12 protein-coding genes and 2 pseudogenes are annotated in these 13,012 nt (G+C 70.8%); 13 read left to right on the forward strand and 1 reads right to left on the reverse strand.

The window, feature by feature from the left end:
- Window positions 1-28 precede the first annotated feature (28 nt).
- Window positions 29-364: a hypothetical protein gene (locus tag K7C20_RS11940; RefSeq protein ID WP_030088349.1), complete on the reverse strand. Its 336-nt coding sequence runs from the start codon at window positions 362-364 to the stop codon at window positions 29-31.
- A 158-nt stretch (window positions 365-522) separates the two neighbouring features.
- Between K7C20_RS11940 and K7C20_RS11945 the strand changes: the two genes are divergently transcribed.
- The 13 genes and pseudogenes from K7C20_RS11945 (at window position 523) to K7C20_RS12005 (ending at window position 12,949) form a co-directional block, all read left to right on the forward strand.
- Window positions 523-1,353 carry a helix-turn-helix domain-containing protein gene (locus K7C20_RS11945; RefSeq protein WP_030088351.1) on the forward strand — a complete coding sequence of 277 codons (831 nt, stop codon included), beginning with the start codon at window positions 523-525 and terminating at the stop codon, window positions 1,351-1,353.
- A complete protein-coding gene (locus K7C20_RS11950; RefSeq protein WP_030088353.1) occupies window positions 1,350-1,571 on the forward strand; it encodes a DUF397 domain-containing protein in 222 nt (73 codons plus the stop codon). Before K7C20_RS11945 ends, K7C20_RS11950 begins: the two co-directional genes overlap by 4 nt.
- A 65-nt stretch (window positions 1,572-1,636) precedes the next feature.
- Window positions 1,637-1,846, forward strand: a pseudogene (locus tag K7C20_RS11955) (hypothetical protein); the annotation flags it as partial.
- A gap of 106 nt (window positions 1,847-1,952) precedes the next feature.
- Entirely contained in the window at window positions 1,953-3,941 is a 1,989-nt protein-coding gene (locus K7C20_RS11960; RefSeq protein ID WP_053210619.1) for a glycoside hydrolase, read from the forward strand.
- Window positions 3,942-4,107: 166 nt separating this feature from the next.
- On the forward strand, window positions 4,108-6,765 hold the full coding sequence (nirB, locus tag K7C20_RS11965; RefSeq protein ID WP_030088358.1) for a nitrite reductase large subunit NirB: 2,658 nt from the start codon (window positions 4,108-4,110) through the stop codon (window positions 6,763-6,765).
- Window positions 6,762-7,157, forward strand: a complete 396-nt coding sequence (nirD, locus tag K7C20_RS11970) for a nitrite reductase small subunit NirD (protein ID WP_030088359.1) — start codon at window positions 6,762-6,764, stop codon at window positions 7,155-7,157. The genes nirB and nirD overlap by 4 nt, the downstream gene beginning before the upstream one ends.
- A 204-nt stretch (window positions 7,158-7,361) precedes the next feature.
- On the forward strand, window positions 7,362-7,871 hold the full coding sequence (locus K7C20_RS11975) for an SRPBCC family protein (protein ID WP_048830291.1): 510 nt from the start codon (window positions 7,362-7,364) through the stop codon (window positions 7,869-7,871).
- A 137-nt stretch (window positions 7,872-8,008) separates the two neighbouring features.
- A complete protein-coding gene (locus tag K7C20_RS11980) occupies window positions 8,009-8,314 on the forward strand; it encodes an ArsR/SmtB family transcription factor (RefSeq protein ID WP_030984596.1) in 306 nt (101 codons plus the stop codon).
- Window positions 8,315-8,444: 130 nt separating this feature from the next.
- Window positions 8,445-9,389: an oxidoreductase gene (locus K7C20_RS11985; protein WP_030088362.1), complete on the forward strand. Its 945-nt coding sequence runs from the start codon at window positions 8,445-8,447 to the stop codon at window positions 9,387-9,389.
- A 758-nt stretch (window positions 9,390-10,147) separates the two neighbouring features.
- Window positions 10,148-10,705, forward strand: a pseudogene (locus K7C20_RS11990) (amino acid permease); the annotation flags it as partial.
- Window positions 10,706-10,741: 36 nt separating this feature from the next.
- Window positions 10,742-11,698 carry a maleylpyruvate isomerase family mycothiol-dependent enzyme gene (locus K7C20_RS11995; protein ID WP_245171952.1) on the forward strand — a complete coding sequence of 319 codons (957 nt, stop codon included), beginning with the start codon at window positions 10,742-10,744 and terminating at the stop codon, window positions 11,696-11,698.
- Window positions 11,699-11,972: 274 nt separating this feature from the next.
- Window positions 11,973-12,341 (forward strand): hypothetical protein, encoded by a 369-nt coding sequence (locus K7C20_RS12000; RefSeq protein WP_048829897.1) that lies wholly within the window; start codon window positions 11,973-11,975, stop codon window positions 12,339-12,341.
- A 107-nt stretch (window positions 12,342-12,448) separates the two neighbouring features.
- Entirely contained in the window at window positions 12,449-12,949 is a 501-nt protein-coding gene (locus K7C20_RS12005; protein WP_030085305.1) for a hypothetical protein, read from the forward strand.
- The last annotated feature ends 63 nt before the right edge of the window (window positions 12,950-13,012 follow it).

Here is a 13,012-nt window from a genome sequence, read left to right on the forward strand (position 1 = left end):
TGTCCGGGAGTCCCGAGGGCGGCGCCCCCTACGGCATCTCCTGCGGGTGCCCCCGACCCGCGCCACTCACCTCGGGGTCGTGCTCCGGCGCCGACAGGCGCGCGCCCCGGCTCTCCGCGATCCGGCGTACGTCGATGAGCGATGCGGTCAACTCGACGGCCAGCAAGTGGATTTCCCCTGGCGTCCAGGTGCACTCGGCGAGGACGCGCAGCGCTTCCTCGGTGAGGTCGGCGGCCGCGCCGAGCTGTGCCGCCTCGATGCTGTCGGCGACGCGGGACACATAGCCGGTCCCGTCGCTCACGAGAAAACACGGCTTGCCCTCCGGGCCCACCCACGGCAGAAGCCGCGCGACAGGGTCGGTCATGTCGTCCACTCCGTCACTCCGAGTCGAATACCAGGTGTAGTCATTCGGTCACCCGGACAACGCGACGGCAATAGAATCGGGGTGCTTGAAGCGGCTCTGCGCAAGTCTGCGACCTGCCGCGATACCGGCGCGCACACACATGACGAGAGGTCATAGCGTTGGACGAGACGACCCCACCCGAGCACTTGAATCCGCTCCAGCGGTTCGGCCGTGACATCAAACAGGTACGGCTGGCCCGCAAGCTCACACAGAAGCATCTGGGCAAGGCCACGGGTTACTCCGAGGGCTACGTCAGCAAGGTCGAGTCCGGGACGCTGCTCCCCCGGCCCAGCGAGAAGTTCGCCAAGGGCTGCGACCTCACCTTCGGGACGGCCGAGTTATTCGCCGGGTTGCTGCGGAGGATCGAGGAAGGGGATCACCCGAGTTGGTTCGTGCCGTATCTGAACCTGGAGCGGAAGGCGGCTCGGGTACTGGATTACTCGGCGAGCCTCGTAATGGGAATCCTTCAGACGGAGGCGTACGCACGCGCGGTCTTCCGAGCGTCACATCCACGCGAGGACGCGGATCTGATCGAAGGCAGAGTCGCGGCCCGCCTACGCCGACACGAACTCTTCCAGATGGACGATCCACCGCTCCTGTGGGTCATCCTGCATGAGACGTGTCTGCGGACGGTCGTCGGCGACGCCGAGATCATGGCCGGGCAACTTGAGTACCTGCTGACGGCGGCTGCCTCACCTCATATCGACCTCCAAGTCCTGCCGTTCTCCGCAGGAGCGCCCGGTGTCCATACGAGGCCCTTTACCATGCTGACCTTTGAGAAGTCTCCTACTGTGCTCTACGCCGATGGCCCGCAAGGGGGCAAGCTGTATGACTCCGCCCCGACAATCGCGTTGCACATCGACAGCTACGATCGGCTGAGGGCGCACGCGCTGTCCCCGGGCGAATCGCTGGCCCTCATCAAGTCCCTGATGAAGGAGTACAGATCATGAGCACTGACTTCGATCTCATAAGCAGTGAGTGGGTCAAGTCGTCCTACAGCGATGGCGACGGCGGCCAGTGCCTCGAATTCACCCGCGCCCTCACCGAACCCCACGGCCTCGTCCCCGTCCGTGACAGCAAGAACCCGGACGGCCCGGCGCTCGTCTTCCCTGCGGGCGGCTGGTCCGCGTTCGTCTCTGCCGTCAAGGACGGGCAGCTCTCCGCCTGAGCCACACGGCCTGAGTCACACGGCGTGCCCGAGCAGCCGGTCCGCCTCGCAGAACGCACTTTCCGGTTGCCCGCGAGATCTTCGCGGGCGTGGCCAACAAATGGGCGCTGCTGATCATCAACGTCCTGGACGACCGGACGCTGCGCTTCACCGGGTTGCGCGCCACGGTCAACGGCATGTGCGCGTGGACGCGCCGGTACCTCGACGAGATCGAGTCCGCCCGCAGCCGCTTCGACGCGCGGGCCGACGGTCCCGAGCCCTCGGCCCGCGCCTGAACGGGGTGCCGGAGGGATCGGTGAAGGGCCTTACAGAGCAAGGCAGTTGGCCGGGTGTGAGGCGGTTCTTAGAACCTTCTTAAACCCGCTGACTATCCACATCCTCATGAAACCCAACCTCCCCAAGGCCACCGGGCGACGCCGTACCACCCGTGTGCTCGCCGCCTCGCTCGTGCTGTCCGCGACCACCTTCGGCGTCGCCGGATGTGACAGTGCCGCCGCCGGGACGCTGGAGGGCAGCCGGCTCGAACTGCCCGTGGCCGGTGGCACGGCCGTCGTCGACACCGCCTCGCTGGCGGTGAGCGCACACACCGACGACGGGCAGCAGCTGGTGCTGTCCGCGGCGGCCGACGGCGGGCTGGGGGCGCCGGGGCCGGTGACCCGTACGGCCGACGGGGCGCGCTGGAGCTACCCCGCCAAGGGACTGAAGGTCACGGCGAGTTCGGAGCGCGGGCGGCTGCGGATCAAGATGCGGGCGGACCGCGACGGCTCGGTCAGCTGGCCGGTGACCGGTACCGACCGCGCCGCCTCCGCCGTCCAGCTGCCGCGCGGTGAGGGCCTGGACATCCCCGTACGGGACGGGTTCTGGAACCGCTCCGCCGAGAAGGGCGGTCTGGCGGGCGGCAGTGTGGACGTGAGCGGGGAGCTGTCCCTCCCCCTGTGGGGCTACTCCATGGGCCGGGCCGGCGTCAGCTATCTCACCCCCACCGACACCGGCACCTCGCTGCGCTTCGCCTCCACCGGGGGCCGGCTGCGCGCCACGGCCGCGCATGCCTTCGACGCCGGGGAGGGCACCCGCGACTACGACGTCTCGTTCTCCCTCACCGACGGGAACCCGGTCGCCCCCGCCGCCGACTACCGCTCCTACCTCTCCCAGCACGGCCAACTCGGCAGCCTGCGCAAGAAGATCCGGAAGAACCCGGCCAACGGCAAACTGCTCGGCGCGTTCCACGCCTATGTGTGGGGAGACGCCCGGACCGTCTCCGGGGTCGACAAGCTGAAGCAGCTGGGCGTGGACCGGATGTGGCTCGGATACGACTCCGGCCCCGGCCCCATGAACGCGCAGGCGGTGCGGGCCGCCAAGAAGGCGGGCTATCTCGTCGGGCCGTACGACACCTTCGCCAACGGGCAGGACCCGAAGACCGCCGACAGCCCCACCTCCGTCTGGCCGGGCCGGGTCTATCCCGACTTCTGTGTCCGGAAGGCCGACGGCACCGCGGAGACGGGCTTCGGCAACCGCGGCTGCTACCTCAGCTCGCGCGCCTTCGAGAGGGCCGAGCCCATCAAGCACTACCTCGCCGACCGCACCCGCACGATGGTCGCCAACGGCGCGGACAGCTACTTCCTCGATGTGGATGCCACCGGCGAGCTGTTCCGCGACCACGGCAAGGGACATCAGATGACCAAGGCGGGCGACCGCGCGATGCGGCTCGCCCGGATGCAGCGGCTGTCGAAGAACCTGGTCCTCGGCTCGGAGGCCGCGCAGGCGTGGGCCAACAAGGCGGTGGCCTACAACCACGGCTCGGGCACCCCGGTGGCCGACGGCCTGTGGAAGCTGGAGCGCGACAAGAAGACGTGGGGCGGCTACATGCCGGAGAAGGCCCCTGGGGCCTTCTTCAAGCCGGTGAAGCTGTCCGCCGAGCTGGCCACGGCCATGTACGACCCCAAGTACCGCGTCCCCCTCTACGAGACCGCCCTGCACAGCTCGCTGGTCAACGCCGAGCGCTGGGAGCTGTCGTACGAGAAGCTGCCGGCGCAGAAGACCACCCGGGCGCTGCTCGCGATGCTCTACAACACCCCGCTGAACTATGTTCTCGACGGGCCGACGATCGCCAAGAACGGGCCCGAGCTGGCCGCGCTGCAGAAGTACTTCTCGCCGCTGCACCGTGCCGCGGGTACCGAGAAGATGACCTCGTTCCGGTGGCTGACCGGCGACCGTACGGTGCAGCGCACGGTCTTCGGAAACGGCAAGCTGACCGTCACCGCCAACTTCGGCAGCAAGCCTCAGGCCGGGCTGACGGGCGGCTGTGTCGACGCCAAGCTGTCCGGCGACAAGCAGCCGCGGCGGCTGTGCCCGGCGCAGCTGAGCGGCTGATCAGCCGGTGGGCGGCCGCCCTCACACGGCGGCCGCCCTCACCCATCGGCTCTCCCCACACGCCGGCCGCCCTCACACGGCGGCCCACCCGCCACTGAGGGCAGCGTTCCGCACGGGAAACAGAGCAGATGCGGGCGGGTAACAGCCGGACCGCAGGCTGACGGACATGACCTCGATGCCGCCGCACCCCGATGCCACGCCGGACGCCGCCCCCGGCACCCCCACCCTTGTCCTCATCGGCCACGGCATGGTCGGCCAGCGCTTCCTGGAGGAGCTGGCCGACCGCGGTGTCACCGGGCGGGCGCGGGTGGTCGTGCTGTGCGAGGAGCCCCGCCCTGCCTACGACCGCGTCCAGCTGACGTCGTACTTCGCCGGACGCACCCCGGACGACCTCAGTCTGGTCGATCCGGACTTCATGGCCCGGCACGGCATCGAACTGCACCTCGGCGACCCCGCCACGGCCGTCGACCGCACCACCCGCACGGTCACCGCCCGCTCCGGCCTGACCGTCCGCTACGACGCCCTGGTGCTGGCCACCGGCTCCTACCCGTTCGTGCCGCCGGTGCCCGGTAAGGACAGCGCGGGCTGCTTCGTCTACCGCACCATCGAGGACCTGCTCGCCATCGAGGAGTACGCGAAGAACGCCCGCACCGGTGTGGTGGTCGGCGGCGGACTGCTCGGCCTGGAGGCGGCCGGTGCGCTCAAGGGGCTCGGACTGCGCACCCACATCGTGGAGTTCAGCCCGCGGCTGATGGCCCTCCAGGTCGACGAGGGCGGCGGCCAGGCGCTGCGCCGTACCGTCGCGGGGATGGGCCTGGAGGTGCACACGGGCGTCGGCGGCAAGGAGATCGTCGCGGACGGCGCGGGCGCGGTCACCGCCATGGGCCTGTCCGACGACTCCCGTATCGACACCGACCTGGTCGTCTTCTCGGCCGGTGTCCGCCCCCGTGACCAGCTCGCCCGGGACTGCGGGCTGCCGGTCGGCGAGCGGGGCGGCATCGTCGTCGACGAGCAGTGCCGCACCGATGACCCGGCCGTATACGCGATCGGCGAGTGCGCACTGGCCGCGGACGGCCGGGTCTACGGGCTGGTCGCGCCGGGCTACGACATGGCCCGGGTGGCGGCCGGCACCATCGACGGGCAGCTCGGCGGCGACGCCGGGGCGCTCACCGGCTTCTCGGGCGCGGACCTGTCGACCAAGCTGAAGCTGCTCGGCGTGGACGTCGCCTCCTTCGGGGACGCACACGGCACCACCGACGGCGCTCTCGACGTCGTCTACTCCGACTCCCGCAGCGGCGTCTACAAGAAGCTGGTGATCGGCGCCTCGGGCGAGCTGCTGGGCGGGGTACTGGTCGGCGACGCCGAAGCGTACGGCATGCTGCGCCCGCTGACCGGCACCGTTCCGCCGCTGGCGCCCGAGCAGCTGGTGCTGCCCGCCGGGGTCGCGGCCGACGGCGGCGGCGCGCTCGGCCCGTCCGCGCTTCCGGACAGTGCGGTGCTGTGCAACTGCCACAACGTGACCAAGGGGACGGTACGGGCCGCGGTCACCGAGCACTCCTGCGGCACCCTCCCCGAGATCAAGAAGTGCACCAAGGCCGGGACCGGCTGCGGAAGCTGCGTCAAATCGCTGACCGCCGTGATGAACGACGAGCTGGCGGCGTCCGGCGCCGTCGTCGACACCGGTCTGTGCGGCTGCTTCCCGCACACCCGCGCCGAGCTGTACGAGATCGTCCGTACGCTGCGGCTGACGACCTTCGCCGCGCTGCTGGACTCGCACGGCCGCCCGGAGGCCCGTAACGGCGACGGCTGCGAGGTCTGCAAGCCCACGGTCGGCTCGATCATCGCCTCCCTCGCACCCAGCGTCGGCGCCGGCGGCTACGTCCTGGACGGTGAGCAGGCCGCCCTCCAGGACACCAACGACCACTTCCTCGCCAACCTCCAGCGCAACGGCTCGTACTCGATCGTGCCGCGCATCCCCGGCGGGGAGATCACCCCGGAGAAGCTGATCGTGATCGGCGAGGTGGCCCGCGACTTCGGCCTCTACACCAAAATCACCGGCGGTCAGCGGATCGACCTCTTCGGCGCCCGGGTCGACCAACTCCCCGCGGTGTGGGGACGGTTGGTGGAGGCCGGGTTCGAGTCGGGCCATGCGTACGGCAAGGCGCTGCGCACCGTGAAGTCGTGCGTCGGCCAGACCTGGTGCCGCTACGGCGTCCAGGACTCGGTCCGTATGGCCATCGAACTGGAGCTGCGCTACCGGGGCCTGCGCTCCCCGCACAAGCTGAAGTCCGCGGTCTCCGGGTGCGCGAGGGAGTGCGCGGAGGCCCGCGGCAAGGACTTCGGCATCATCGCCACCTCCAACGGCTGGAACCTGTACGTGGGCGGAAACGGCGGCGCCGATCCGCGCCACGCCGACCTGCTCGCCCAGGACTTGAGCGACGCCGAGCTGATCCGCCTGATCGACCGCTTCCTGATGTTCTACATCCGCACCGCCGACCGGCTGGAGCGCACCTCCGCCTGGCTGGAGCGGATCGAGGGCGGCCTCGACCACGTGCGGGACGTCGTCGTCCATGACTCCCTGGGGCTGTGCGACGAGCTGGAGGCCCTGATGGCCGCCCATGTCACCCACTACCGCGACGAGTGGGCCGAGACCCTCGCCGACCCCGAACGGCTGGCCCGCTTCGTCTCCTTCGTCAACGCGCCCGACGCGCCGGACCCGTCCGTGCGCTTCGTACCCGAGCGCGACCAGGTCAAGCCGGATCTCACACTGCTGGCCGGGCCGACACTGCCCGTTCGCACACTGGAAGGGACCTCTGTCCGATGACCACTGCCACCGCACCGCTCACCCTCCCCGAGGACGTCGCCACGGCCGCCACGGTCGAGATCCGCTGCCCGCAGCAGGGCTGGGTCGCCGTCTGCACGCTGGACGACCTCACCCCGGGGCGCGGGGTCGCCGCCCTCCTCCCGGACGGCAGCCAGGCCGCCCTGTTCGTCGACCGCGCCGGCCAGGCGTACGCCATCGCCAACCGCGACCCGTTCACCGGAGCCCAGGTCCTCTCCCGGGGCCTCACCGGCTCGGCCGACGGCCGTACGTTCGTGGCATCACCGCTGCTCAAGCAGCGTTTCGACCTGTCGTCGGGGGACTGTCTGGACGATCCGTCGATCTCGGTGACGACCTATGGCGTACGGACGACGGGCGGGGGGCGCGACTGCTGACCCGCCGCCGGGCGACTGCTGATCCGGCGCCGGGCGGCTGCTGCCCAGCATGTGCTGCCGACTGCTGGCTGCCGGCTGCTGGCTGCTGCGCCTGAAGGCGAAGTGCAACCCATTGGTTGCGCCTCCTGTGCCCTACGTGCAACCATGAGGTAGCACGTAGGGCATGAGCATCAGCCGGATCAGGATCGGCAGGAGGATCACCCCATGAGCACTGACGGCAATAGCAATCAGGGCAACGACAGCAGCAAGGGTGCGGGCGACACCAAGGACCGCATCGAGCGGGAGATCAGCATCGCCGCGCCCGTGGAGCGGGTCTGGGCCGTGCTCACCGAGCCGGAGCACGTCGGCTCGTGGTTCGGCCAGGGCGAGCCGACGCCGGTCGACCTGCGGGCGGGCGGCATCATGGAGCTCGACCACGGCGAGTACGGCCAGTTCCCGACCAAAATCGTGAAGGTGGACCCGCCGCACCACTTCTCGTACCGCTGGGCCAGCGCGTACCCCGGTGACGTGGCGGTCGAGGGCAACTCCACCCTCGTCGAATTCACCCTCACCCCGGAGGGCGACGGCACCCGTCTGCGCGTCGTGGAGAGCGGATTCACCGGTCTCGTCATCCCCGAGGAGCGGAGGAAGACCGCCGGGTACGAGAGCCACTCCGAAGGCTGGTCCGGCCAGGTGGAGAACATCCGGCGGTACACGGAGCAGCTCGCGGCATGAGGAGGGCTGGAGGAGCGGACGTGGGCGGGGGCACGGGCCGGCGCGAGGGCCGGGACGGGGGCGGGGACGGGAACGCTGGTCCGGGCTCGGGCGCGGGCTCGGGCGCGAATGCCGGTGCGGGCGTGGGCGCGGACGCCGTGGCGGAGGTGTTCTCCGCGCTGGCGGACCCGACCCGCCGCCGGATACTCGACGCCCTCGCCGCGCACGGCGAGGCGACCGCCACGGTCCTGGCGGCCGAACTACCGGTCAGCCGCCAGGCCATCGTCAAACACCTGGGGGTCCTCGACCGGGCCGGTCTGGTCGCCGGCCACCGGGAGGGCCGGGAGGCGCGCTACCGGGTCATTCCGGAGCGGCTCGGGGTCACCGCCCGGTGGATGGACCGGGTGGCCGCCGCGTGGGACACCCGTCTCTCGGCGATCAAGCGCCTCGCCGAGGGCGAGTGACCTCGCGTCCGACGGACGTTCACCGGGCGAGCTGTTCCGGCCACCGCCCGGCCGCCGCCCGTCCCTTCCCCTCCGGCCCCGGCCTCCCCACCCACGTACTCTGGTCGCCCCCCTACGGAGGAGCACAGGCGTGACCCGGTGGAACACCAGCCACATCCCCGACCAGACCGGCCGCTCGGCAGTCGTCACAGGCGCCAACAGCGGCCTCGGCTACGCCACCGCACGCGAACTGGCCCGCCATGGCGCCCGCGTGCTGCTGGCCTGCCGCGACGAGGCCCGGGGCCGCGCCGCCCTGGACCGGCTGCGGTCCGAAGTCCCCACGGCGGAGGCCGAGTTCCGGCGGCTCGACCTGGCCGATCTGTCCTCCGTACGGGACTTCGCCGCCACCCTCGACGATTTCGACGGCGACCGCCTCGACCTGCTCATCAACAACGCGGGCGTGATGGCGCTGCCGTACCGCACCACCGCCGACGGCTTCGAGATGCAGTTCGGCACCAACCACCTCGGCCACTTCGCGCTGACCGGGCTGCTGCTGCCCAAGCTCCTCGCCACGCCCGGCGCCCGGGTCGTCACCGTCTCCAGCATGATGCACGCCCTCGCCGACCTCGATCACACCGATCTCAACAGCGTGCGGTCCTACCGCCGCTGGATCGCGTACGGCCGATCCAAGAGCGCCAATCTGCTCTTCGTCCACGAGCTGACCCGGCGGCTGGCCGCGGCCGGCTCACAGGTCGTCGCGGCCGCCGCACACCCCGGATACGCCTCCACCAATCTGATGACCGCGGGCGTCCGGATGGAGGGCCGCACCTCCACCGAGCGGATCATCGACCTCGGCACCCGCCTCATCGCCCAGTCCCCGGACGGCGGCGCCCTGGGCATCCTCTGCGCGGCCACCGCCCCGCACATGCGGCCGGACTCCTTCATCGGCCCGCGCAACGGCCTGCGCGGCGCCCCCGTCCAGTCCTTCCGCGCCCCCTGGACCAAGAAGGACGCCAACGGCGAGCGCCTGTGGGCGGCCTCGGAAGAGCTCACCGGCGTCCGCTACGACTTCTCACGGCCGGCGTCGGCGCTCTGACCTGCATCGGGAAGGGGAGTTGGCCGCTCCCTGCGTCAAGAACCCGTGAAGAACACACCGCCGCCCGCCAAGGGGCCGCCAAGGCCCGCTGACGGCGGCCGTCGTGCCCCGCACGCTGAGCTGGTCCAGCACGGTGTGGCACGGAGGTACGACGACAGATGTCGATGGTTTCCCAGCCCGCCGGCCGGCCCGAGGAACCGCCGGATACCGCTGCCGGCGCCGTCACCACCCAACCGAACGGCACGGGCACGGGCATCGGGTCGGGCACCGCGACGGGCCAGGGGCCGCACCACGGGTCGGGCGACGGGCGGCCTGGCCACGGGTCGGGCGACGGGCGGCCGGGCCACGGGTCGGGCGACGGGCGGCCTGGCCACGGCTTGGGCGCCGGGCGGCCTGGCCACGGCTTGGGCGCCGGGCGGCCTGGCCACGGCTTGGGCGACGGGCGGCCTGGCCACGGCTTGGGCGCCGGGCGGCCGGGCCACGGCTCGGGCCAGGATCCGGCCCACGGCTCGGGAGACACCACCGCCCACGGCTCCGCCGGCGCCACGGCTTCCGCTTCCGCTTCCGCTTCCGCATCTACATCCACTGCCGCATCTACATCCGACTCCGCATCCGATGCCCGCCACCGTCTCACCGCCCTCCAGGGCCTGGCCGCCCTCTCGCTCGACGCCATGGCGCCCCCGGCGTAGCGGCCCTGACCTCGGCGTTCCCAGCGCTCTACGACGACCGGGCGGAGCTCTGCCCGGCGGTGCTGCTGCGAGGTCGCCTGGCTCATCGTGGTCGCCCTGCCGCTGCTGGTCCCCATCTTCGAAGCCGTTCACCGCGCCTACGCCCGTATCGGCGAGCGCCTCGGCCTGGGCCGCTTCCCCGAGCCCCCGCACCGCGCCCGCTCCCTGGTCGTCGTCCCCGTGTCGTACCTCTCCCGGCTGACCTGCGAAGCCCTGACCGCGGCAGTGTCGCTGGGCGATGAGGTGGTGGCCGTCACCGTCACCCACGACGCCCCCGAGGGCCGCCCGGCCGCCGAGGCCCTGCGCCGCGACTGGGAGTTGTGGAACCCCGGCGTGGAACTCCTCGAACTGCCCTCCGCCACCCGCTCCGTCGGCCGCCCCGTCGCCGCGTATGTCAGCGACCTCACCACCCGCCGGCCCGGCACCCGCATCACCGTCCTGATCCCGGAGGCCAAACCCGCCCGCCTCCGGCAGCGTCTGCTACAGAACCAGCGCGGCGGGATCGTCGCCCACGCGGTCCGCCGGGAGACCGACGCGGTCGTCTGCCGGCTGCGGTTCCGGCTGGAGGCGGACGCCCGCATGTGGTGACGCTTCCTTGTCGGTGGTGCGCTCTACCGTGAGGCCATGAACTCCGGAATGGATCACGACACGAACTCCGGCACGGATCCCGACATGACCTCCGCCACGGACCACGACACGAACCCCGGCACGGATCCCGACATGACCTCCGCCACGGACCACGACACGGATCCCGACATGACCTCCGCCATGGATCGCGAAACGAACTCCGCCATGGATTACGCCGGTCACTGCGCCGAGATCGTCCATCAGGCCGACCTGCTGGCGTCCTGCCTCACGGAGCACGCCGCCGACCTGACGACCACCGTCCCCTCCTGCCCCGACTGGAACCTCGCCCAGCTGCTCCGGCATCTGGGCGAGACCCATCGCTGGGTCGAGGACCTCGTACGCACCCGGGCGACCGAGCCCCCGCCCGACACCGCCCTCCGCGTCCTCCCCCGCGATACCGCCCAGGGTCCGGCCGAAGTCGCCGCCTGGCTCACCGAAGGCGCCCGCCTCCTGGCGGACACACTGCGCTCGTCGGGCCCCGACGCCGAGATCTGGACCCCGCTCCCCTCCGGCTCCCCGCGTTTCTTCGCCCGCCGCATGGCCCACGAGACGGTCATGCACCGGGCCGACGCGACCCTGGCCCTCGGCAGGGACTTCACCATCGACCGGCGGGTCGCTCTCGACGCCCTCGACGAATGGATGGAACTCGGCTCCCTCCCCGAGATGTTCGACTTCCACCCCGACCGACGCGAACTGCTCGGCCCCGGCCGCATTCTTCACTTCCACGCCACGGACACCCCACCGGAAGCGGCCGCCGACTGGATCGTCGACCTCACCGGCGACACCCTCGCCTGGCGCCGCGCCCAGGAACCGGCCGCGGTCTCCGTCCGCGCCCCGCTGACCGACCTCTTGCTCCTCATCTACGGCCGCGTCCCCGCCGACAACGACACCTTCGAGATCACCGGCGACGCGGAGCTGCTGGAGTTCTGGCTGGCACGGGTGCTGTTCGGGTGAGCAACGGCGGAGGGGCGCGGCGGCTGTGCATACGGGCACGGGGGCTGACGGGCTGGGGCCGGGAGGGCGGGGTGTGTTCGGGGCGGGGTGTGTTCGGGGCGGGATGTGTTCGGGGCGGGCCGCGTTGAGGGCGGGCTGCGCTTGGGACGGGACCGTGCTCGGGACGGGCCGGGCTCGGGGCCGCATACCTGCTCCCGAGGCGAACCAATCAGGCCATCACGGCGTGAGTTAGGTTGACCACCATCCACCGGACCAGCATCAAGGAGACAGCGTCATGACCGATTCCGACCGGCCGGCCAGCACTCCCGGTCTGCCTCCTACGCCGCCCCCGTACCGTCCACAGCTCGGACCGAACCCCCTCCCGACGAACGAGGCCGAGGCGCTGGCGATCGGCCGTCAGCACTTCCCCGAGGTCGGCTCACCAGGCGGGCCCGCCGAGCTGTACGTCCACGAATTCGACATCGGCTACCTGATCCACGCGGGCTGGCCGGCCCCCGAGGACCCCACCGCCCGCCCCTCGGACCCCGGGGGCACCCACATCGTCATCTCCAAGATCGACGGCAAGGTGGCGGACGTGCCCAACTTTCCCCCCGAGGACGCGGTGGAGCTCTACCGCGAGTCGTACGCCCCGGACAGCGCCTGAGCCCGACGAGTTGCCCGGCACGGGAGTCCTGGCGGACGGTCAGTGGCTCCCGTTAGGCTTTGGCTTGAATATCTCATTGGGTAACCATCACGAACACGGGGGACGTTGTGGCAGGCGCTGGTGGGTTCCAGACCAACGTCGAGGGTCTCAAGGCGGAGGGCACCAACTTCGTCAAGCTCGGCGAGGACTTCTATTCGTCGGTGGCACGGCTGATGGACGGCCTGCATGCGCAGGGGGCGGGTCCGCCCAGCAATGGCAAGGAAAAAGCGCCGCCGGACAAGTCGTTCGGCGAGCAGTTCATGAGCGGCCTGACGACGTTCGACAGCAAGGACGGCGCTCCGCCCTGGGGTGATGACGAGATCGGCGAGAAGTTCGGTGTCGCCTATGAGGGCGTGCGGGACGGTATGTACGAGTCGATGGGCCATCTCTCCTCGAAGCTTCAGGAAATCGGCAAGGCACTGACCTCGATGTCCAGGAACCATGCGGAGAACGAGGACTTCAACGACTCGCTGATGAAGCAGCACGTCGAGAACAAGCAGGCGTGGCGGGACCCGACGGCCGAGGACGACGCCGTCGTCCGCACCTCGTGGAGACCCGCGCAGCACTGAGTTCACCTGCCGGTTCCGAAATATGTGACGCGGCGGCCTGTCCGCGCACCCCGCGTCCGTAAC

It is taken from the genome of Streptomyces decoyicus (genome assembly GCF_019880305.1).
Lineage (GTDB): Bacteria > Actinomycetota > Actinomycetes > Streptomycetales > Streptomycetaceae > Streptomyces > Streptomyces decoyicus.

What these genes read in the sequence shown, in the direction of transcription:
- K7C20_RS11940 (WP_030088349.1), bottom strand. Translation starts at nt 364, where the DNA reads ATGACCGACCCTGTCGCGCGGCTTCTGCCGTGGGTGGGCCCGGAGGGC.
- K7C20_RS11950 (WP_030088353.1), top strand. Translation starts at nt 1,350, where the DNA reads ATGAGCACTGACTTCGATCTCATAAGCAGTGAGTGGGTCAAGTCGTCC.
- K7C20_RS11960 (WP_053210619.1), top strand. Translation starts at nt 1,953, where the DNA reads ATGAAACCCAACCTCCCCAAGGCCACCGGGCGACGCCGTACCACCCGT.
- nirB (WP_030088358.1), top strand. Translation starts at nt 4,108, where the DNA reads ATGACCTCGATGCCGCCGCACCCCGATGCCACGCCGGACGCCGCCCCC.
- nirD (WP_030088359.1), top strand. Translation starts at nt 6,762, where the DNA reads ATGACCACTGCCACCGCACCGCTCACCCTCCCCGAGGACGTCGCCACG.
- K7C20_RS11975 (WP_048830291.1), top strand. Translation starts at nt 7,362, where the DNA reads ATGAGCACTGACGGCAATAGCAATCAGGGCAACGACAGCAGCAAGGGT.
- K7C20_RS11995 (WP_245171952.1), top strand. Translation starts at nt 10,742, where the DNA reads ATGAACTCCGGAATGGATCACGACACGAACTCCGGCACGGATCCCGAC.
- K7C20_RS12000 (WP_048829897.1), top strand. Translation starts at nt 11,973, where the DNA reads ATGACCGATTCCGACCGGCCGGCCAGCACTCCCGGTCTGCCTCCTACG.